This is a genomic window from Haliscomenobacter sp. (assembly GCF_040403615.1).
In the GTDB taxonomy this organism is placed as follows: Bacteria; Bacteroidota; Bacteroidia; order Chitinophagales; family Saprospiraceae; genus Haliscomenobacter.
Window position 1 is genome coordinate 1 of sequence record NZ_JBBAKG010000104.1, and the last position, 20,526, is coordinate 20,526.

Below are 20,526 nucleotides of genomic sequence, written 5' to 3' on the forward strand. Positions count from 1 at the left end.
TAAGGGCGATAAAAAAATAAGTGTTTCATTTTGCCAAAGGATTAGATGAGTAAACGATTCATTTCAAGTTTCTTATCTAATCCTTTGGCTCCGAGAAAATGAAACACTTATTTTTGCCCTACTACTAAGGATAAAATATTTCAATGCCAGGGTAAGGCCTTTCGATTTGATTTTTCGGAAGGCCTTATTTTATGGTGGCTCTGACTCGCTATCCAGTACTAAACATTCGCCAGCAGCGCAATTGTCATTTTCTTTGTATCTTGCACCGTTGATTTTTTTGATCGCCGATCGACCGCATTCAAATGATTTACTCATTTTGCATCACATCAATGGTCACGGGCATTCATAAACCAAAACTCGAACACAATGTTTGGCAGTAAAGATTCCAATATCAAGCCTCGCAATGGATCAGTAACTCCGGTCAATCCCAACGCTTTCAATAGCTTGGTGCAAGGCACCGTGGTTGAAGGTACAGTACGTTCCGAAAGTGACATTCGCGTTGATGGCTTAATCAAAGGAAAGCTCTTTTGCGACGCCAAAGTGGTGATTGGCCCTACTGGTCAAATCGAAGGGGAGATCCGCTGCGCCAATGCCGTAGTGGAAGGTAAATTTGAAGGCACTATTATTGTTACCGAACTACTCAACGTACGTGAGAATGCGGTGGTTATCGGAGAAGTAACTACCGGGAAATTACTGGTTCAATCCGGAGCTGTTTTCAATGTGACCTGTACCATGGGAAGCCAAACAGCACCTTCTGCCAAAAGCAGTGTAGTCGTTTCCAAAAAAGAAGATGAAAAAGGAGCCAAAGCCCCCAATAACTGATCAAAAAGAAGCGCCTACAGGGAAAGCCACTCCCAATATGTACCTCAAATACTCTGGAATGGCTTTCCAAATGGGGGCGATTATCCTGATTGGCGCTATTGCAGGCCAAAAATTGGATCAATACTTCCATACCACCCAGCCCTGGTTTACCCTGGTTTTTTCGCTCCTCTCTATTTTTGCGGCACTTTATGTAAGCCTGAAAGATTTCCTGACGTCCAACAACAATCAGCGCCGCAAATGACATTTGTATTGCGCTCCAATTTGTTCATTCCTTAATTATGCACTTGGGTTTTGTATTTTTGCACTTGGGTGGGTATTCCAATCGACTTTGGGAATCCACTGAGCCATTGAGCTTTTCAATTGCTCCATTTTCTCAACTGCAAAACCAATGAATCAATCCCGCTTTTTGCTGTCTTTGGGTACCGTATCAGCATGTACAGCAATTGGGTTGTTTTTACTCAATCGCTTGCCTGGCTTTCAAATTCATGCACTCTTCGCATGGGGTACTTTTGCTTTTTTTGTCTTGTTTACCCTCCTGGCCTTCTGGTATGGTAGTATGGCGGCTCGAAGCACCAACAAACACCAGTTCACCAACGCATTCATGGTGTTGACCATGATCAAAATGTTGTTTTCACTGATGATCATCGTTGGATATTTTTTTCTGGCAAAACCTGCCAATAAATTATTCATAGTACCATTTTTTGGCATTTATTTGATTTATACCATTTTTGAAACCGCCCTTTTGATGAAACTGGGCAGAAGCAATTAACCGCCATGGAAAAACCCAATTACAATGTATCCGTAAATGATCAGCTCATCCTTGAAAACGCCACTCAAACAGGGTTGGATTTCATTCGCCTGGATGAACACAATTTTCACGTCATCTCTGGAGGCCGTTCTTTTCATGCCACCCTGGAAAAGGTTGATTACTTGGCCAAATCTTTTGTTTTCAATATCAATGGTGGACGTTATGAAGTTAAAATTGCCGATCAGTTCGATCAAACCATCAATCGCCTTGGCCTGACTGCTCACGCTAGTGCTAAATTCAAAGATGTCAAAGCCCCTATGCCTGGCTTGGTATTGGATGTGATGGTGGAGGTAGGACAAAGTGTGGCCAAAGGAGATGCTCTCTTGATCTTGGAAGCCATGAAAATGGAGAATGTACTCAAGTCTCCTGGAAATGGAGTGGTTAAAGCAATAAAAGCGCTGAAAGGCGCAGCGGTGAATAAGAACCAGATCTTAATTGAAATGGAATGAAATCACTGGCGAGATGGCGATTGTCTCCATCTCGCCAGTGAGGTTTTATTTCTGACTCAATGCATAAAACGCATCCTTGCCACACTGCAAAAAGCCTGCATACTCCTCTTCTTCTGGGGTGTAGCCACGTGGCTGGGTCAGCAACTGACCATCAGGTGATAGCAGTACGTAATAAGGCTGGGTATTGGTTTGGAAATATTCGGTTTGGAAGTGCGACCATTTGTTGCCGATGGTGCGCAATTTGCGCGTACCACCCAAGGTTGTCTCCACTTCTATCTGCTGATCCAGGGGCAATTCCCGCTTGTCGTCCACATACAAGGAGATCAACACGTAGTCTTTATCCAATAAGGGCCTTACGGGTTTCGTAGGCCACACGTGCTCTTCCATTTTGCGGCAGTTCACGCAGGCATGCCCTGTAAAATCGATCATTACGGGCTTGTTGACCTGCCGGGCATAAGCCAAACCAGCCTCCAAATCTTTGAAACAATTCAAATTTTGTGGACAATCCTGAGGAAGAAACCAACTGTAGGTAACCGGCGGTGCCAAACCACTCAACAAGCTCAATTGCCGATAGCTGCCCGTAGCTTGATTCACCATAAATCCTGTTCCGAGGTAAATGGCAAATGCCAAAGAAACCAGTCCCAATCCAATTTTAATGCCATTCGATCTTTCTTTGCCGTAATGGGGAAAGTGCAGCAACCCAAACAAATACAAGGCCAAACCAAGGAAGATCAGCAACCAAATGGCCAAAAACGGCTCAATGGTCAATGCTTCCCAATGTTTGACCAAGTCTGCGTTGGACAAAAATTTGAGCGCCAGCGCCAACTCCAAAAAGCCCAATACCACTTTTACCGTATTCATCCAACTTCCTGACTTGGGCAAGGACTGTATGAAACTTGGGAATGCCGCAAACAATGCAAAAGGCAACGCCAGCCCCAATCCAAATCCCGCCATACCCGCAGTCAATTGCCAGGCGCCACCATTAGATGTCAAGGCGCCTGCCAACAGAGAACCCAGAATCGGTCCGGTACAGGAAAACGACACCAAGGCCAAAGTCAGTGCAGCAAAGAAGATACCCAGGATGCCGCCCAAATTTTCGGCCTGACTAGAGCGATTGACCCAGGAACTGGGCAAAGCAATTTCATAATAACCGAAAAAGGAGAAGGCAAAAAGTACAAAAACCAAAAAGAACACAATATTGAGCCACACATTGGTGGATATATCGTTCAGAATATCGGGATTGAGATTGTCGATCAGGTGAAAGGGGATACTCAAAAGGAGGTAAACCAAAACGATAAAGAAGGCGTAAAGCGAGGCATTCCAAATCAACTTGCTCCGCTTATTCTGGCTCATTTTGGTGAAAAAACTAACCGTAAAAGGGATCATCGGAAACACACAAGGGGTCAGCAAAGCCAGCAATCCTCCGAAAAATCCGAGAAAAAAGATACGTGCCCAGCTTGTTTTGGTGGTAATCACTTCGCCATCGTTGGAACACTGTCCCAGTGGTGCATTCAGTTTGGGTTTGGTCAATCCGTAAGTGCTTTCCAGCGAAGAATCGTCCAATTTGATAGCGGTACTTTTGCCCCCATTGAGGGCAGAGGTCGCTTCGTTGCCGATCAAGGCAGTTAATTCAGCGGGTACAAAGAAAAAATCGACACTGCTAGGTGGCAAGCAACTGCTGGAATTGCAGGCCATGTAACTCAAATAGCCCGAAATGGGCTTGCTTGGGTCAGTGACTTTTACCTTTTGGGTGAATACTACCGGGCCAATGCTGTATTTCTTTACCAGGATATTTGCAAACAGCGGATCTTTCACCTCCTTGACATGACCGGATTCAACCGTTTCTCCCCCCAAGGCATAGTTGCTGCTTTCGGTGAAAGTAAAAGAGGTAGGCAATGGACCTCCCTCGCCAGTATGTTGGGAGTAAATGCTCCAGTCTTTATCAAGATTGGCCGTCATGGTGAGCACAAAAGTACTGGCGTCCAGCTTTTGGATCGCAGCCTGCCATTTTACGGGTTCTACTATGCCGCTTGGTTTGGGATTTGCCGGAACATCGCCAGATAGAAAATCCGCAGGAAGGTTCAATCCTCCCTCCGTTTCCGGGATATTGGCCGATTCGGTTTTGCTTTTGCTGTCTTTTATTTTGTCCCCTTCGAGGCTACCGGTCTTTTTTTTTTCGTCGCTGGCAGTGTTGGCCAAAGTAATTTTAAAAGCGAACTCGGTAGGAGGGAGGCATTTTTCCTCGTTGCAGCACATGAATTCCACATAGCCACTGATGGGCTTGGAAGGATCGGTTACTTTTACTTTTTGGCGGAAGGTAGCCGTATGGTACAGCTTGATGACGTTCATGTCAAACAGCTTATCGTGGCCTTCCTTGCGGTCGCCTTCTTCGATGTTCTTGCCTGCCAGTTGAAAGTGCGCTCCTTTGTCGTAATGAAAAGAAGTACGCACCGGGCCATCGTCGCTTTCCAAATATTGAGAATACGTGTTCCAGCCATCCTGGATATTGGCCACAAAAACCAGCTCATACTCCTCTGCGCCAATTTTCTTGGAGCTGGAAGACCATTTTACCGGATTCTCAATTTGACCAAAAACCGAAAATGCACTCAAAAAGAGCAAACAAAAAGACATCATTCTCATGGGAAAGACTTTTAAAAAAGAATAACAGTTGCGTGTAACTGAAGGTTGTAACGAAAAAAGCGATATAACGGGTATGTGCTCAACTGTCCGCAGGGCTACATTGCCGCCGACATGTGGGTCATTTTTACCAATGAATCAAAAAGTCGGTGGCCATCGGCATTGCCCAGGATGTCTTCAGCAGCCCGCTCCGGGTGAGGCATCATTCCGAATACATTGCGTTGTTTGTTGCAAATTCCGGCAATGTTGTCTACCGCCCCGTTGGGATTGGCCTCTGTAGCAATTTCTCCATTGGGCATACAGTATTTGAACAAGATCTGATCGTTGGCTTCCAACTCAGCCAGGGTTTCTGCATCCGTATAAAACCGACCGTCGCCATGCGCAATCGGAATTTTGAGTACCTGACCCGAAGGTATTCCTGCCGTCAGGGGGCTATTGTTGGAGATGGTTTTCAAAAAAACGTTTTTGCAAATGTATTGCTGATTGGCATTGCGCAGCAATACTCCAGGCAATAGACCAGCTTCACACAAAATCTGAAATCCGTTGCAAATGCCGTAGACCAGGCCGCCACTGTTGGCAAAATCAACCACCGCATTCATGATGGGCGAAAAACGGGCGATGGCACCTGAACGCAAGTAGTCACCATAAGAAAAACCGCCGGGCAATACGATGCAATCGCCAGGGGCAAATCCATCCAATTCGGTTTCTTTATGCCAAATTTTTACCGTTTCTTGCTGCATGACATTGCCCAGTACATGCAGCATGTCGTCATCACAATTGGAGCCAGGAAAAACGATTATGCCGAATTTCATATTTTTTTACTTTTTAAATGCCTCAATCATCCAACTAAGAGGTGGATATGAAAAAGAAAAGCAAAGATTCAATTTTTTTTGGAAAAAAGCTGCGGTAATTGAAGCTACAAATTGCTTATCCTGGAAAAATAAACGCTTGATATTGGATCACCAGTACCAGGGCAAACCAGACCAGGTGCAACAACTCTGCCCAATTTCTGGACATGGAGCTGAACAACATCCCCGAAAGCAGTCCTGCTCCCGGTGCCAAAATCATCAAATGCTGGTATTGCAGGTTGGCTTGAACCGGAACACTCAACACGGCAATAAACAAACTCCAGTACAACAAATTGATCCGCTTTTGAGATTGGATCACTCGCTTGCCCGTTAAACTGCCTTGTTGAAATATCAATACCAACAAGATCAGCGCCAATACCGCAATCATCAAAATGTTGGAAACGGTAAATCCTGTTTCCTGAAAATCAAACCATCCAAATGCCTGTACAACTTGGAGTTTCCAGAAGAGCTCAAAGTTATTGAACCAAAACATCCCAACTCCCGCCAATACATAAGGAACGAGGAGTCCACATACCGCAATAACCCGTTCCCGAAAATCAAAACCCCGCATGACATTGAGTCCTGCAAAAATAAGCAGGATGAACACCAGGTAGGAAGGATAAAAGAAACTGGCAATGGCCAAATAAAAACCAGTGTTGAAAATGCAGTCTGCCACCGAGGTTTTTTTAAAAGTATCCATCAACTCGTAAATGGCCAACAACAAAAAGAAATTGCCCGCATGTAGGGGCGAAAATGGCCCTATCTGTGGTGCAGTGCAACTGACCAACACATAAAACAAGCCCGGCATCATGTTGATGTCTTTGGAAAGCCGAAAGTTGAGGTCGATGTAATTGACCTTAAATGCACCCAAAAACAAAAAAACCAATGCAATGATCAGCGCTGTGGTGGTATTGCCAGCAATGAGTTGGTTCAGGAAAAAATTTGCAATACCGTAATCAACAGACTGATATTTCAGGTGCATTAACACGGGAGCTCCCAGCATTAGCGCAGCGAAAAACAAAACGAGGACGGTAGACAATACTTGATTGGTGCGGAATAACGAGAGCACAAGTTGTAGTTTTGCATGGTAAGTAACGCAGAAAAATTAACTTCCCGATTTTTTGCGTCATACTAATGGAACAAATGTATAAAAACTTTGCCAACCCGCGCAATCTGCTGGAGTTGGCAAAGTTTTGAATCATTGCTAAAGCCGATCCAGGGCCTGTTCCAAATCTTCAATCAGGTCTTCTACATCTTCAATCCCGACACTGAGGCGAATCAAGGAATTGGTCAATCCCACTTTATAGCGCTCTTCCTGAGGTATACTGGCATGGGTCATCGTAGCCGGGTGGCCAATCAGTGATTCTACGCCGCCTAAAGATTCGGCCAGAGTAAACAACTGGGTGTTGGACAGCACATTAGTGGCATATTCCAGGGTGTCGGTATGCAAATCAAAAGAAACCATGGCACCAAAATGCCGCATTTGTTTTTTGGCTACCGCATGCCCCGGGTGATCGCTGAACCCCGGATAATAGGTCTTGCGCACCTTGGGATGATTGCGCAGGTACAAGGCAATTTTTTCCGCATTCTGGCAAGCCCGCTCTACCCGCAGGTGCAAGGTTTTGATGCCGCGCAAGATCAAAAAACAATCTTGCGGCCCGGGAATGGCGCCAATCGCGTTTTGCAAAAAACGCAACTGCTGCGCAATCGAATCATTGTTGGTGATGACCGCGCCGTGGATCACGTCGGAGTGGCCACCAATGTATTTGGTAGCCGAGTGCATGACGATGTCGGCACCCAAATCCAGTGGATTTTGAAGATATGGCGAGGCAAAGGTATTGTCTACACAAGTCAAAATGCCCTGCTCACGAGCCAGGGTACATACCGCTTTGATGTCAACCACATTGAGCATCGGGTTGGTGGGCGTTTCGATCCACAACATGCGGGTTTTGGAATTGATCTTGGCCGCAATGCCTCCCAAATCCTGCATGGGTACAAAATGCGATACCAGGCCATACCGGCCATGTACACGCACCAATTGGCGATAAGAACCACCATACAAATCGTTGCTGGAAATCAATTCATCGCCCGGATTGAGCAAACGGATGATGGCATCCATCGCAGCCAATCCACTGCTGAAACAAATGGCGTGTTGGCCATTTTCCAGCGCAGCCAGGTTTTTTTCAAGAACGGAGCGAGTGGGGTTCTGGGTTCGAGCGTATTCATAGCCTTTGTGTACACCTGGAGCTTCCTGGGCATACGTTGAGGTCTGGTATATTGGGGTCATCACCGCTCCCGTAGAGGGATCTGGTTCAATGCCCGCATGGATGGCTTTGGTTCCGAATTTCATAGTTTTATGGTGGTTAGGCCGCAAAAAATCGAGAAGTGATTTTTTGCGTCATACTTAGTCCGCAAAATTAGTAAAGTTTTAGGTTTTGAATTTTAAGATTTTAGTTGCACAATGATTTACACAACTCTAAAAAATTGCATAAACCTAAAACTTAATATTTAAGCCTATCCCCTTCATTTCCAAAAGCGCTTCGGCATTTCCCTTCGCATCATCTACTGGATGGTGGGTATGTTTGGTTTTGCGCAGGTGCTTGAAATTGACATAAGTATCTTTGGCCAGCCCTTTGTACAAACTGCCCAGGTTTTGAGAACTGTGCCCAAACGGATTCTCGCCCAAAAAATGGTGAAAATACCAGCACACAAACATCCAGTCAAAACCATTGTTGTCGCTGATGAAGATCGGCCGATCAGGACAAACTCGATTGACCCACTCCTTAAATCGCTGCATCTCCTGGGCTGGATCGGCAAACGCCAGGGTTTCCGCACGCGAATACCCGGAAACTGCCAACGCCTCAGGAATGAATTGCTCGGAAATGGGCTTGAATTGGGCAAAAAAGGTCTGGTCTAACTCGGGCTTAACCAGCACCGCGCCCAACGAAACCATCGAAAAATCGCCTGGAATCGGGCCATCTGCCTCGATGTCTACCATGATGTATGCCATGTTGTGTTTTTTTTGCTTTAGACATGCGCTAAAATGGATGTGCTTGTACTTAAACTCAAGGGAATGCTATTCGGTTTCATCGCCTTTCAATATATTTGTTATTGTAGTCAAATCTGTGTGATCAAAAAAATGTCCAGTAGTATGATTTTACCTTCAAGTCATCTAATCATAGAATATGGAAGATGAATCATCGCGAATAGAAGCAGAAGTACAAAAACGACTCGCCGCCGCCCTTGCCCAACAACAAGAAACCTTTGCGGCCATGATGGAGCAGACCATGAAAAACGCCTTGGGGGGAATCGATCAAGGAACAGCCGCGCTCGAAAAAGAGCGCAAACGGATCGAAATCGAACTGGATGCCGCGCAGGCACTCCGAAGCAAGGCTGAGCGAGAAGGTGAAAAAATGGCCGCTGAATCCTTTGAAAAGCATCGCCGGGAGTACGAGGAGGCCATTCGAACGGCCTTGCTCCGCGATCTGAGCCGCCTACACATTGAGAGCGCTAAAACGACCCCCGATATTATGAAATGGCTCGATGTGGACCGCACATTCGTGGAGCGAATCAGGGAAGTGGTGAACCGGGTGGATAAATTCCATAGCAAAGACAGCCCTGCCCCCAAACTGGAAGGCAACCCGAAGCTTCGCTTTGTGGATGAGGGCCGCAGCGGCGTCATCTATTTTGAAAGCAGAGTCGGCAGTTTCGATATGTGGTGGGAAATGGGTTACGGGGCCTTAGCCATAGTCGCGGTACCCTCATCAAACGAATGGGAACTCAAAACGGGCATGCCACGCGAAAAACGCTTGGAAGTGCTGAATTTTATCGGAGAGGAAATCATCCGAAGACAAACCTCCAACGGCTCATTTATTATCGGCGACGATGTAATCACCATTTACTCCGAATAAGATACGACCCGTTGGTTCAAGTCTGCCCCATGCACTTGCGCCATGCTATGAAAGTTAAGGTGGAAGACTTGAACTAGCGGGGTAAAAATGATGTATGCCATGTTGTATTTTTAGATGTGCTCATAGCTGGACTTTATCTCTTAAAGAACTTCAGCCCTCTCTTCAAAACTGATGCGCTTACGAAAATGCCCTTTTTGCAGTTGTAGCCTGCTATAGAGCAAGTTATTCCAAAAATAGGTTTGAATATTGCCAACGAAGTTGTTATTTTCAGGCTCAATTGTGTTAATTTCGGAGAAATTGTTAAGCACAATGGATTTGACTTTTAATCCGAATAAATGAAAATCAACAAGTTCTATAGCCTGTCGCTGCTATTTTTGTGGATTCCCATTTTTCTTACTGCGCAGTTTCCTGAGCTTCCTGCTCCTGTATCGGGTAATGTAGGCGTTCAAAAAATTTACATCCTGGTCGATAGTGTCCGAGCTTATGACGTGGAAACGATCAGGCGAATGCCCCTTCGGAAAACCTTCTCCTTGCTGTCGCCAGTGGAAATCTTACCGACAGAGGCGTCGCAGGCTTATTGGATGGCTTTCCGGATTGCCAATAAAAGCGATTCGACCCGGAAATACTTTCTGGATTTCGAGTGGTGGCCCTATGTGGACGTTTACGGCACTTTTAGCCATGGCCAAACGGTGTACCAAAAAACCGGACATCTCGTGCCTTTCAGTCAACGTGTCTACCCACTGGCCAACAGGAATTTACTTCCATTGGAGCTACCACCTGGGGAAGCAGTTGATTATCTGGTGAAACTCGCATTGGATCGCAGCGCCAAAGCAATCCCCGTAGATCTCCAGTTCCAACTGCGGTCTCCTGAAGAAATCAAGTCCTGGGAATTGACGACTACGGGTCTGGTGATGTTCTTCACCGGTATTTTCCTGGTGATGTTTTTCTATCACCTCTTCGTTTACTTTTCAACCCGCGATTCAGATTACCTTTTTTATCTGCTCTTTTTGTTTGTATTGATCAATATCCCGGCCCATAATTTTGGGTATTCCGTACAATACCTCGGTGCTTTCGATGGATTCAGTTCATTTGTTCAAAAACTCGATGTATTCTTTTCCTTTGCGCTGGGAACAACCATGCTGGTTTTCGCTAACGTGTTTTTTAAAACCCGTGAACGTACGCCCTGGCTGTGGAGAATAAGCCTGGCCGTCAACGCCCTGTCCGCATTGTCCCTGCTTCCCATGCTGTCTGGCAATGTGGTCATGGCCAACATGCTGATTGGCAACATCAGTCTGGCGGGCATCCTCGTTATTCTGGTCATCGCCTTCCACAGCTGGTACAAAGGTTATCCCTCCGCCGTGTATTTTGTGTTCGCTCAGATTTTTTTTATTGCAGGCGGACTGATCACGGTGCTGGCCATTGTTAAGGCCATTCCCACCAATATCTGGACGGACGCCAGCGTCCCGGCAGGGGCGTCGATGCAGAATATCTTACTATCCTTTGCCCTTGCCAATAAACTCAATGTTCTTCGCAAAAAAAACGAAGCCAACCAGATGGAAATCATCCACCAGATGGAGGAGAATAAAAAATTGCAGGACAAGGTCAACCGGGAACTGGAACAGAAAGTGAGCGAACGCACCAGGGAACTGGATCATGTAAACGGACAGTTACAAATGACGAATGAGGAGCTTAATCAAACGCTCCAGATAGTGAGCGAGGAACGCCGGAAATCGGATAGCCTGCTCCTGAATATTCTTCCAGAAACGACGGCGACAGAACTCAAGGAAAAGGGTACCGCTGCTCCACGTTATTACCAACTGGTATCGGTGCTTTTTACCGACTTCGCAGACTTTTCCCGACTGGCTTCCCGCCTTTCTCCAGAAGAAATTGTCTGGTACCTTAACTATTATTTCCGTGCTTTCGATGAGATCATCGACCGGCACGGGATTGAAAAAATCAAAACCATTGGCGATGCCTACATGTGCGCAGGAGGCGTGCCTATTGCCAATGAGAGCAACCCGGTGGATACGGTCATGGCTGCCATGGAGATGCAGGCCTTTGTGCTGGCTTCAAAGGAAAAATTCCGCAAAGAATCCGGCGTAGAATGGAATCTTCGCATCGGGATACATAGTGGGGAACTAGTGGCCGGGGTCGTCGGTACCAAAAAATTTGCCTATGACATTTGGGGGAATACCGTCAATGTGGCCGCCCGTTTAGAAGAAAAAGGCATGCCGGGAAGGGTCAATATCTCAGCAGCTACCTATGAGCTGGTAAAAAATCATTTCGAGTGTAGCTATCGAGGCGAGATCCAGGCGAAAAATATTAGCCTGATGGGTATGTATTTCGTGGAAAAAGAGATCAAAAAAGAACCGATTCAAAACCAACCGAAGCAAGTTTAAGCTATGAGTCAATTCGATTACCCTAGGATCAATTTCGCTGGACAGGCCTCTGTAAGCCCCTGCACAGCCAATAATGTCAATGAAGCGCCAATGGTCTTTTATGATCCGGTTAGCGTAAAAGCGATAACCCCACCTCGGGTTTTCTTATCAGGTGGAAAATTGAAACCTCCTTTTACCCTGGAGGATTTGGAAAAAGCACTTCCTGCTGGCTCCCTGCACCAGGAAGGAGCTGAGGTCTTTTTCACCATTGATCCGATCAAGGATAAACCGTCTTTTGACGAGTGGGTGATCACTCCACTAGGTCAGTGTGCCCTGGACGCTGCCTATTACCAGGCCTATGCAATGATTCCAGCTCCGGTGATGGGCGATGACGAATCGCTGATGGGAGCGATTCCCGGCTATTGGAATTATTTCGGAGATGAGAGCTTTACGTTTATGAATGTTAAAGTCCTCAGTGTCGCACTGCCTGATCAGAACGGCGAACAGGTATACGGAGAGGAAGACAAAGGCCTCCCGGAAGAGTTGACCGCTTTGATTGGAGCCAACCTGCTGATGGACGAAGCATACATGGTGGACATCACGCCTTCGACCTCTTCTTTTACACAGATTTTTTGTAAGTCGATGTCGCTTCAGAAGGATAAAGAAGTGTTTTTCAGTGGCACCCCCCTGAAAGGCAACTTGCGTACCATAAATCTCAGTCGGATTGTAAATGAACAAATGCCGCAGAGTGGATCGGGCGATATTTTTACGGTGATACCCATCAGCCAGTTAGATGAAACGAATAACAGCCCGATTATCCGCCTGTTTGAGAAATTTGCCGATCCTTCACAAACCCTGAAGGGGCTATTTATTCGGTACAACCTCTTTGAAAATGAAGAAATCCGCCCTTTCGATTACCTGAAAAACGGAAAGGTGCCCAACCCAGCCAAACTCCAGATAGCTGGCAGTATCAGCCCCTGGTACAAAGGAGAAATGAAATCGATAGGACTGGGCCGGCAATTGGTTTACCACCAAGCGCTGGTTGGTACGACTTTTATACCTCCGTTGATGACTCGTACAGATTATGAGCAAAAAATTTTTCATGTGGATCTGTTCAACGGGGTACCTGAAAGCCACCAGGACGACGGCTCTTACGAAGTCTTTCCGCTAGGTACGGTCGAGTTCAGATTGCAGTTGGACAATGGAGTCGAAAAGCCCCTTGGTCGCTTGAACATTGGCCCAAATGCGTTCAACCGCTCCGAAAATATCCAACGGAGCGGCATCGTCGCTTTTCCGCTAAACATTTCGAGGGAGGAAGGCCAAAGCGGCCGCATCGGCCTTTACCTTATCAATGACGACGGTACTGCAACGCGCATCATGGACGAGGATGACTATACGCTTTTTACCGATCAGTCTGCGATTTATGCTGATGCCGGCGATGATCCTTACTACGGTTACCACAGCTATTCCGGCGAAAAGGAGCGCTGCCGCCTCCGGGTGATGTACCGCGGAGAACCTGTCCAAGAGCGCGTCCCCTTTACTCTGGTAGAGTTCGCGGTCAAACAGCAAGCCTCAATAATGAGTAGTTCCATCTTCCGGCACACTTATTATAAGGACAAGGACATCGTCACTTTTCCGACGGATCAGGCGGCTAATGCAGTTTATCTTTTCCTGCCCGGCCATACCTGGCAGGTACCGCAAATGAACTTTGCCGCTATCTTTATAACGGGTTACGTGGTTCACCTGCGGGTACTTCCCATGGGCGATTACGGCCGTTATCTCGATCCCCTGGATCCTCAATATCCCACCCCGGTCACTTTTGAAGTGCTCTATGAGGAAATATTCAAAGCCTACGATTTTGCTTACCCGATTATGGGGAATATTATTCCTTTCACCAAAGAGAAATATGACAATGCAAAAATGGCAAAAATCCTGGTCGAACGGGTAGCCCTTAATAATTGGGGCAACCACAGGTATATGCCGGTAACGCGGGAGCTATCGGATAACCAGCGGGCACTCATCCAGAAATGGGCAGAGCCGTTTTTAAACCCAGAATAAGTTTTGGATCTGACCATTGATCTGATCAAGGAGAAACAGCCTCGTTGACTTGGGAGGGACTGTAATGTCCCTGTTTCTCAAAGTACCCGATGCCGTGCCCAATCTGCGCGAAACTGATTTCTGAAAAACCTGCATAGAAAAAAGGCTGGGTTCCGTTCATCTTCATCATGTCCATATAGCGGTCAGGTTGCATGGAGGCCAAGTGGAGAATGTCTTCAGGAACATGGCGCGCCGCTTCCATGTACTGTCTGAAACGCTCGGCAACACCCGCGTTGGTTGGAGCTTCCAGGCATTGCCGAAAATTATCAGTAGCAAAAGACCAGAAAGGGCTCTGAAAGCTCGAACCAGCGGCATAATGCCAACTGACAAAAAGTGCCGCTTCCATTGTGTATTCCCGCATTAGCTTGTTCAGACCGTTGATAAATGCAGGTGCTCGGCGCGCTTCACCGCGGGCATCGATCAGGGCATCGGCCAGCCACTTGGACGCTACATCGATCTGGAACAGGGTAATGTGGATAGCCGTCGCTTCCAACGGCTCAATAAATGAAGCAGTATTTCCGATGTGGAATAGTGCGCCATCGAACAACTGTCGCCGCGTAAAGCTGGGGAAACGAAGCTGGCGTTCGGTCTCTTTTCTCAATTGAATACCAGAATGCTGGGATAAAAAGTCCAGTTCGGCAGAAATCTCCTCCTTACTGGTGATCTTTTCATTGTAGATATAACCGTACGTGGAATGTGAGACCAAGGGTATGACAAAAACCCAACCGTGGGGTCGCGCCACGCAGCGGGTCATGCGGTTGAACTCGGCGGGTGGTGCCTGGCGGATCAAGGCGGCGTTGGTAGGAATTTCCGGAATGGGAATATGATCGTCCGTTAGCTCACTGGGGAATCCGCGGGCGTCAAAGACAAAATCGAAGACCATCGGAGCATCTTTCTCGAAGCCGATGCTGACTTCCCTTCCATTGCTGATTACGCTGGTAACCTGGCGATCCAGTACGGTGGCTTTTACATATGAACGAAGCAGTTCGACCAGATCGGAAGCGGAAATGTGGTAGGCGTAGCTGTTGAAGAAAAAATCTTCCTGAAAGGGTGTACGGTGCTTGCCCCAGTTTTCAAAATAAAGACCATGCTTCTGTGTCATCCGGCAGCGGCGGCGAATCTCTCGGTCATCCAACCCCGTGATATCGCGGATCCAGGCCGGAAAAAGGGGCGTGGTACCTTCACCGACGCCGATCGTGGGGATGCGGGTATCGTAAATATGAAACAGTTCAAAACCTGGAAAGCGCTTGGTCAGATGGGCAGCGGCAACAAAACCAGCCGTACCCCCGCCGAGTATGGCTACACGGTACTTCTGGGTGACCTGAGGTGTCACACGGCTGGCCAATATCTTGAACCGTGCGGATTCCGAACGTGGCAGCAGTCCGCCGATCAGTTGAAGTTTCTGATCGGCTGACAGTTCTTGTACTTCTTCATAGTGTTGGGATAAAGGGCTCATGAGTGCATTGTTATATTTGCCAAAAAATCTTCTACATCTCGCTGTTTGATCCGGTATGGTGCCATATCAGGCACTAAATCTCCAAATGCTTTGCCACTGGCCGACTCAAGCAGTCGGGCAAAGGTTTCCAGCGTGCGTTCGCCGAAGTAAAGGGCTTTCAGCTGGTCAATGATCTCTTGTCCGGCTTTGGGCGTAATCTCCTGCTGGGTGCAGAGGTCTGTGATGCAGACCCGGATGTGCACAAGCGGCTCGCTGAAAGGATGGTACGGCGGAGTGGGATTGTGAATTAAAGCAACTTCATCATCCTGGAAATCACCTTCCTGATCGAAATAACGGTACACCTTGCCTATGCCTTTCATGCCAAAAGTACGCAGCTCATAGGCCCGAATAGCGCCCATGGACGATATGCCGTATACCTCGCAGCCTGCGGCAATGGCGCCCAGGAGTTCTTTGTGCCCTACAGATATCACCTGGTGAAATACGCCGTCGACAAGAGCGATGGTACCGCGATAGCCAGTTTCTACCAATTGCTGGATGTCATTGCGGCGCGCTGGCGGGCGGAGCTCTATACCCAATTCCCGACACCGCTGTAGCGCGAGTTCGCTAAGGCTAGGCCCGCCAAAAAGAACCATGGGCAACGTTGGTGGCATAAGCATGTAATCTGGGTCCGATTCGGGGATTTTCCCGGGTGAAAAATTCCATTTTTGGAATGATGATTTTGACAACCTGCAGCGGTGCCTCCGCAGGCATCAACGCCACCGAAAGAACATGATCAATTCCCTGGGCATGCAGAAGATCAAGCAGGTGATGGCGATACTGCTCCAGACTTTGAAAAGACCAGTCTGGATAAGGGATGGCCTCAAAATGAATGCTGCCGCTGCTGCTGGCTTTCACCTGCCGGATGGCACGCTCAAAGGTGTCGCGACGCTGCCGAAAGCTGAGACCGCTGAAACGCAGGTAATCCTGGATCAGATCGTCTCGCCCTCCATGGATAAAGGTCAATCGACTCTGCAACGCCTCTGCAACGGCCCGGTTGAGCGCAATCTCCCGCAGGGAATGGCAGCCGAAGCCACCGTTGATGTACAGCGGATCTTCGGTTTGATGGTCAATGACCGTGGCTGCGAAAAAGGGAATGCCAAATGTATTGGGGCCGTAGCGAACCATAAGCTCCAGCCCTGCCGAGGCCATACGGTCGGCAAGCGACTTTAGCGAGTCGGGATAGGAGGCTGGATCCAGGCGAAGGTATTGAGAATTTACCGTTTGAAAGGACATGATGTCCCGTTCGATGATTTCCAGCACGCCATGGATCTGCGCCTCACACTGCGAATTGCCCGAGCTCAGACCGTTGGTATGACTCCCGAAATACCGGACGTGTGGGGCAGGGTAGGGCATAAATGCCAGTTCGGCTGGGGCCAGAAAGGATTCGTTGCTGTACAGGTCTGTCGCCTGTACAGCCGTAATGGGCTCGTCAAGGGAAATACGGGTGTCCATGGTTGGACAAAAATCAAGGATAGCATCACTTCGCCGATTCCCGTCAAGGATATCGCGAGGGGTGACCCGGTAAATATCCAGCCCTGCCCGGTTGGGCTCCGCCATCGCAAATTCAATGGCTTCCATGTAGGCACCCACCTCAGCTTCCTGAGGCAAGATGCCTTTTCCTGAGTTGACGCAAAGAGAACCATCCAGGGCACCAGGCCGAATACTGGAATAAACGGGAAGCCCTACCCGATCCAGGCGGGTGACATCGGTGACTCGAGTGATACCCAAAACCGCGGCAAAGCTCCTGGCATATGTCAGGGTTTCCTCGAGGGGACGGCATCGAAGACTGGTATGGTTGATCTGAACCGTTGTATCGGCTGCATCATTCATCATCTTTTGTTCCTGCTTTTTCGCTATCGGGGTCTTTGGGCTGTTCAAAAGGGTTGGATTCCTGCGCCCATGCATTGATCTGCGAAGCCGGCGCTTCGTTAGCCCAGGCCTTGACCATATCCGCTGAAGGTTCGAGCGGGCTACCCAGGTCTCTGACGGACATTACCGACTGGTTGCCGGTATACCAGGCCTTAACCTGTTCAGGAGTGGTGTTTTGTGCCCAAGCCTTAACCTGGTCAGTGGAAGCCACGTCGGCCAAGGGGTGTTGATCGGAAGAAAGCCCGCTAGCCCATGCTTTGACCTGCTCAACGCTGGGGCTAGCACCCATCGCAGCATCGACTCCTCGCTCGCCGGAAGGATCTGTAGCCCAGGCTTTGTTCAACTCAGGACTGGCATTGTCCGCCCATGCTTTGACCTGCTCAGGTTGGATGTTATCCGCCCATGCCTTGACCTGCTCGGGCTGGATATTATCTGCCCATGCTTTGACTTGCTCAGGCTGAACGTTATCTGCCCAGGCTTTGACATTTTCTGGTATGGGAAGTCCGACCAAGCCGACAATATTATCTGCCGTGCCGACATTGGCCCATGCTTTGGGAAATTCTTCGGTATGATCCTTGTACCAGGCCTTCACCTGCTCAGGGACGTTGTGCATGGCCCAGGCCAGGTAATGTTGGGCAGGCGTCTGTCCTGCCCAGGCTGCGAGCTGCTCGGGAGCGGCATTCATTGCCCAGGCTTTTATTTGATAGGCTGCAACTTGCCCGGTTGACGGATCAGGCTGAGAGGCGGTTGTTGGACTGACAGTAGCCAGCGATTGCAACATATGACCGGGCTGTTGCTGGAACCACAGATGAACTACCTTTTCGGGATTGGCATCCACCCAGGCACTTACGGCCTGCTTTAGATTATCCTTTTCCCAGGCTTCAGCAATTTTTTCGGGTTGTTCCTTAGCCCACTCAGCGATCACATGGTGAGGATTGGCTTGTACCCATTCTTTAGCGTATTGGAGCAAATTATGCCTGCCGGCGAGCACGCCGAGAAAGAAGGCGGTCTTGGAATCCAGCTCGATTCCGATGCTTGGTTGGTGAGGGTCAATTTTCATTGAGGTGTTTTTAACAGTGATCATTTAATCTGTTACAAGATAGTGAATTTTTATTTAGGAGGTATTTCACCCGCAAGGATTGGAAAAAAAGAATTGAACTGGGGCTGTTTCCCTGGGAAGTGAGGGGGCAACGCTTTTATGGGCATTGATTCTCTCTTTAATAATCAGTGCCGAGCGTGCCCCATTTTTGGAATTAGGATTCAGTGCAACATTACGGCTTCTTCCACACCACCTTCTTCCACAAAGCCGAGTTCAACACTCCCTGATAAGCCCCTTGCGCCGCCTCCAATTTCTCCTTGGTCAACTGATGCACTTCAATTTGCTGATCGGTCGGCGGATGATCCCCACTAGATACCAACAGCTCTTTGCCGATCGCCAAAAAACGCTCCATCACCCCCACCGGATTGCGGAAGTTGTCCTGTCGGGCACCCGTTTGTTTCAGGTCGAGCAGGGCACGTTCGATTTGGTACAGTTGCTCTTCCAGGTCGAGTTGGTCTTTTTTTACCTCCGCCGATTTTTCCCGGGCGCTGGCCTTTTGCAGATCGGCGCGTTGTTTTTCGATGTCTTCAATCAATTTTACCGTGGCCTTGAGGTCCTGGTTCAGTTTCAGGCCAAAGCTGTATTGCTTTTGGATGTCGGCGTCATTGCCCTTTAAATTTGGGTCGTTGCGCAGCTCCAGGATTTGCTCCTGTTTTTTGCCATTGGCAATGTACACCACGCGGTATTTGCCCGCTGGCACCAGTGGCGCATTCAGGCCCGGTTGCATGTCCAAATCCCAGGGGTAAATGCTGCGCTCGCCGTTTTTGTCCAATTCTATCCAGTCCTTGTCGCGGGGTTTGGTGCGCAATTTAGGCAAACGTGCGGGTTCCGGGCGCAAATCCCAACTGGTACGCTGGATGCCCGCTTTGTTCACCGTACGCAACTTGCGCAGTGTATCGCCCTGCATGGAGAGCACCAGCAGCTCAGCCGTTTTTTGCAAAGTATCTTTTTGGTAATAATTGATCAGTGAGCCGTAAGTGGGGTTTTGCCCCGAAAAAGAATCGCCGTCCGCATGCGTGCCCAATACGCGCTGAAACCGATACGCTGGCCGCAGAGTGAACAAGTGGCTTTCGGCCTTTTGCACTTCAGCGCTGAATTGGCGGATAGGCGTCAGGTCGTCCAGGATGTAAAAACCCCGTCCGTAGGTGCCGAGTACCAAATCGCCAAAGTGTTTTTGCACCGCAATGCCGTACACCGCCACGGGCGGAAGGTTGTTGCGCAGGCGTTGCCAGCTTTTGCCGTCGTTGGGCGAAAAGTAGAGGGCGTTGTCGGTGCCACAGTACAACAAACCTTTCATTGCAGGGTCTTCGCGGATTTGAAACACGGTGCTGGATTGGTTTTGGGGCAAATCGCCAATGATTTTTGTCCAGGTTTTGCCGTAATCGCTGGTTTTGAAGATGTAGGACTGGGTATTGCCCACGTACAAAAAGCGGTAGGATACGTAGCAGGTTCCGGCTTCAAAATTGGAGGGTTCGATGCAGGAAACGCTGCCACCAGCGGGCAGGCCGGGGAGGTTTTTGGTCAAATTTTCCCAGCTTTTACCGCCGTCGCGGGTGAGTTGCAAAAGGCCATCGTTGGTGCCCACCCACAGGATGCCCTCTTTGACCGGTGATTCGGCCATGTTCAGCGTGGTGCAACCGTCCCAGGTATAGAGGTTGTCGTAGGCGATGCCGCCAGAATTGTCCATTTTTTTGGGGTCAGCCGTGGTCAGATCCGGGCTGATCACTTGCCAGGACTGGCCGCCGTTGGTCGTCTGGTGGATGTACTGGCTACCCACCCATACCGTGTTCGGGCGATGCCGCGAGAGCACCATGGGGAAGTTCCAGTGCCAGCGGTATTTCACGTTTTGGGGGTTCCAGCCGTATTGGGTTTCGGGCCAAGGACGTACGTCGCGTGCGATGCCCGTGCGCAGATCGGTCACGTCCAGGCCACCGTCGTAGCAACCCGACCAAACGAGGTTGGGATTGAAGGGATCAACCTGGGCAAAACCCGACTCGCAGCCCCCCACAAATTTCCAGTCACTGATGGGAATCCCCCCACTACGGCTGTTGCTGGGGCCGTAGTAGGAATAGCCGTCCTGACGATTGCCGAGCACGTGGTAGGGGATCATGCT

At 48.7% G+C, this 20,526-nt stretch carries 16 protein-coding genes and 1 pseudogene; 7 read left to right on the forward strand and 10 right to left on the reverse strand.

What is annotated here, in order from left to right:
* Positions 1-366: 366 nt before the first annotated feature.
* The 4 genes from ABW391_RS23820 to ABW391_RS23835 all read left to right on the forward strand — a co-directional run bounded on the left by ABW391_RS23820 (position 367) and on the right by ABW391_RS23835 (position 2,079).
* Positions 367-822, forward strand: a complete 456-nt coding sequence (locus ABW391_RS23820; protein WP_353484405.1) for a bactofilin family protein — start codon at positions 367-369, stop codon at positions 820-822.
* Positions 791-1,063 (forward strand): AtpZ/AtpI family protein, encoded by a 273-nt coding sequence (locus ABW391_RS23825; RefSeq protein ID WP_353484406.1) that lies wholly within the window; start codon positions 791-793, stop codon positions 1,061-1,063. The genes ABW391_RS23820 and ABW391_RS23825 overlap by 32 nt, the downstream gene beginning before the upstream one ends.
* 147 nt (positions 1,064-1,210) lie before the next feature.
* A complete protein-coding gene (locus tag ABW391_RS23830) occupies positions 1,211-1,591 on the forward strand; it encodes a hypothetical protein (RefSeq protein ID WP_353484407.1) in 381 nt (126 codons plus the stop codon).
* Positions 1,592-1,596: 5 nt separating this feature from the next.
* Positions 1,597-2,079, forward strand: coding sequence for a biotin/lipoyl-containing protein (locus ABW391_RS23835; RefSeq protein WP_353484408.1), 483 nt, complete (start codon positions 1,597-1,599; stop codon positions 2,077-2,079).
* A gap of 45 nt (positions 2,080-2,124) precedes the next feature.
* Here ABW391_RS23835 and ABW391_RS23840 read toward each other — a convergent pair whose 3' ends face one another.
* From ABW391_RS23840 to ABW391_RS23860, 5 genes are all read right to left on the reverse strand, one after another.
* Positions 2,125-4,719, reverse strand: a complete 2,595-nt coding sequence (locus tag ABW391_RS23840; protein WP_353484409.1) for a protein-disulfide reductase DsbD family protein — start codon at positions 4,717-4,719, stop codon at positions 2,125-2,127.
* A gap of 95 nt (positions 4,720-4,814) precedes the next feature.
* Positions 4,815-5,528: a phosphoribosylformylglycinamidine synthase subunit PurQ gene (gene purQ / locus ABW391_RS23845; RefSeq protein WP_353484410.1), complete on the reverse strand. Its 714-nt coding sequence runs from the start codon at positions 5,526-5,528 to the stop codon at positions 4,815-4,817.
* 115 nt (positions 5,529-5,643) lie between these two features.
* Positions 5,644-6,633 carry a hypothetical protein gene (locus ABW391_RS23850; RefSeq protein ID WP_353484411.1) on the reverse strand — a complete coding sequence of 330 codons (990 nt, stop codon included), beginning with the start codon at positions 6,631-6,633 and terminating at the stop codon, positions 5,644-5,646.
* A gap of 135 nt (positions 6,634-6,768) precedes the next feature.
* Positions 6,769-7,938, reverse strand: coding sequence for a cystathionine gamma-synthase (locus ABW391_RS23855; RefSeq protein WP_353484412.1), 1,170 nt, complete (start codon positions 7,936-7,938; stop codon positions 6,769-6,771).
* Positions 7,939-8,058: 120 nt separating this feature from the next.
* Positions 8,059-8,574 (reverse strand): exonuclease, encoded by a 516-nt coding sequence (locus ABW391_RS23860; protein WP_353484413.1) that lies wholly within the window; start codon positions 8,572-8,574, stop codon positions 8,059-8,061.
* Positions 8,575-8,749: 175 nt separating this feature from the next.
* On the opposite strand from ABW391_RS23860, the gene ABW391_RS23865 reads away from it, so the two are divergent.
* The 3 genes from ABW391_RS23865 (at position 8,750) to ABW391_RS23875 (ending at position 13,911) form a co-directional block, all read left to right on the forward strand.
* Positions 8,750-9,475, forward strand: a complete 726-nt coding sequence (locus ABW391_RS23865) for a hypothetical protein (RefSeq protein ID WP_353484414.1) — start codon at positions 8,750-8,752, stop codon at positions 9,473-9,475.
* Positions 9,476-9,810: 335 nt separating this feature from the next.
* On the forward strand, positions 9,811-11,874 hold the full coding sequence (locus tag ABW391_RS23870; RefSeq protein WP_353484415.1) for an adenylate/guanylate cyclase domain-containing protein: 2,064 nt from the start codon (positions 9,811-9,813) through the stop codon (positions 11,872-11,874).
* Between the two features lie 3 nt (positions 11,875-11,877).
* Entirely contained in the window at positions 11,878-13,911 is a 2,034-nt protein-coding gene (locus ABW391_RS23875; RefSeq protein ID WP_353484416.1) for a hypothetical protein, read from the forward strand.
* A gap of 25 nt (positions 13,912-13,936) precedes the next feature.
* Here ABW391_RS23875 and ABW391_RS23880 read toward each other — a convergent pair whose 3' ends face one another.
* The 5 genes and pseudogenes from ABW391_RS23880 to ABW391_RS23900 form a co-directional block, all read right to left on the reverse strand.
* Entirely contained in the window at positions 13,937-15,406 is a 1,470-nt protein-coding gene (locus tag ABW391_RS23880; protein WP_353484417.1) for a tryptophan 7-halogenase, read from the reverse strand.
* Positions 15,403-16,038 carry a TfuA-like protein gene (locus ABW391_RS23885; protein ID WP_353484418.1) on the reverse strand — a complete coding sequence of 212 codons (636 nt, stop codon included), beginning with the start codon at positions 16,036-16,038 and terminating at the stop codon, positions 15,403-15,405. Before ABW391_RS23885 ends, ABW391_RS23880 begins: the two co-directional genes overlap by 4 nt.
* The gene (locus ABW391_RS23890; RefSeq protein WP_353484419.1) at positions 16,016-17,278 is read right to left on the reverse strand and encodes a YcaO-like family protein; all 1,263 of its coding nucleotides are present in this window, start codon (positions 17,276-17,278) and stop codon (positions 16,016-16,018) included. Before ABW391_RS23890 ends, ABW391_RS23885 begins: the two co-directional genes overlap by 23 nt.
* The gene (locus tag ABW391_RS23895) at positions 17,268-18,284 is read right to left on the reverse strand and encodes a hypothetical protein (RefSeq protein ID WP_353484420.1); all 1,017 of its coding nucleotides are present in this window, start codon (positions 18,282-18,284) and stop codon (positions 17,268-17,270) included. Before ABW391_RS23895 ends, ABW391_RS23890 begins: the two co-directional genes overlap by 11 nt.
* Positions 18,285-18,585: 301 nt before the next feature.
* Positions 18,586-20,526 (reverse strand): annotated as a pseudogene (locus tag ABW391_RS23900) (glycosyl hydrolase); the annotation flags it as partial.

Excerpts from the sequence above, each read along its gene's own strand:
- ABW391_RS23830 (WP_353484407.1), top strand. The coding sequence starts at position 1,211 with ATGAATCAATCCCGCTTTTTGCTGTCTTTGGGTACCGTATCAGCATGT.
- ABW391_RS23890 (WP_353484419.1), bottom strand. The coding sequence starts at position 17,278 with ATGATGAATGATGCAGCCGATACAACGGTTCAGATCAACCATACCAGT.
- ABW391_RS23835 (WP_353484408.1), top strand. The coding sequence starts at position 1,597 with ATGGAAAAACCCAATTACAATGTATCCGTAAATGATCAGCTCATCCTT.
- ABW391_RS23870 (WP_353484415.1), top strand. The coding sequence starts at position 9,811 with ATGAAAATCAACAAGTTCTATAGCCTGTCGCTGCTATTTTTGTGGATT.
- ABW391_RS23825 (WP_353484406.1), top strand. The coding sequence starts at position 791 with ATGAAAAAGGAGCCAAAGCCCCCAATAACTGATCAAAAAGAAGCGCCT.
- purQ (WP_353484410.1), bottom strand. The coding sequence starts at position 5,528 with ATGAAATTCGGCATAATCGTTTTTCCTGGCTCCAATTGTGATGACGAC.
- ABW391_RS23860 (WP_353484413.1), bottom strand. The coding sequence starts at position 8,574 with ATGGCATACATCATGGTAGACATCGAGGCAGATGGCCCGATTCCAGGC.
- ABW391_RS23885 (WP_353484418.1), bottom strand. The coding sequence starts at position 16,038 with ATGGTTCTTTTTGGCGGGCCTAGCCTTAGCGAACTCGCGCTACAGCGG.
- ABW391_RS23880 (WP_353484417.1), bottom strand. The coding sequence starts at position 15,406 with ATGAGCCCTTTATCCCAACACTATGAAGAAGTACAAGAACTGTCAGCC.
- ABW391_RS23865 (WP_353484414.1), top strand. The coding sequence starts at position 8,750 with ATGGAAGATGAATCATCGCGAATAGAAGCAGAAGTACAAAAACGACTC.
- ABW391_RS23840 (WP_353484409.1), bottom strand. The coding sequence starts at position 4,719 with ATGAGAATGATGTCTTTTTGTTTGCTCTTTTTGAGTGCATTTTCGGTT.
- ABW391_RS23820 (WP_353484405.1), top strand. The coding sequence starts at position 367 with ATGTTTGGCAGTAAAGATTCCAATATCAAGCCTCGCAATGGATCAGTA.
- ABW391_RS23875 (WP_353484416.1), top strand. The coding sequence starts at position 11,878 with ATGAGTCAATTCGATTACCCTAGGATCAATTTCGCTGGACAGGCCTCT.